Genomic DNA, 506 nt, shown 5'->3' with positions numbered 1-506 from the left:
GTTCGAGATCGAGCTGCCGTCCGGCGCCATTGCGCTGTCCGAAGGCTTGCGCGCACTGGTTGGCCTGCCGGCGGACTCCTCGCTGCAGGCGCATATCGATGCCCTGGAATGGGTGCCGGCCGACGAGCGGGCCTACGTCGCCGGTTTCTGGCGCAACGCCACCGTCGGCGAGCCTTTCGAATTCGAACACCGCCTGCTGTGCAGCGATGGCCGGCGGCTGCAGGTGCTGCACCGCGGCCTGCTGGAAGCGGGCGGCGTCTGCAGCGCGCGCGGCGTCGCGCTGCTGCAGGACATCACCGCCCAGCGCGAGGCCGAGCGGCGCATCCAGGAGCTGGCCAACCACGACGAAGTGACCGGCCTGCCGAACCGCGCGGCCTTCCTCGACCAGATCGACGCCGCACTGCATGCCGCCCGCTGGGATGGGCGCAAGGTGGCGCTGCTGGCCATCGATGTGCGCCGCATTGCCGAGATCAAATCGACCATGGGCTTCGGCGCAGGCGATTCGC

General features: G+C 70.2%; 1 protein-coding gene. It reads left to right on the top strand.

Translation table 11 applies throughout. From position 1 onward, the window contains the following. A partial coding sequence (locus AC1DXU_RS30425; protein WP_477374901.1) for a diguanylate cyclase domain-containing protein occupies nt 1-506 on the top strand: 506 nt, incomplete at both ends.

The organism is Mesorhizobium sp. P3_A10, from assembly GCF_056403175.1.
The sequence above is the reverse complement of the archived record's forward strand: the minus strand, read 5'-3'. Positions and strand labels throughout refer to the sequence as shown.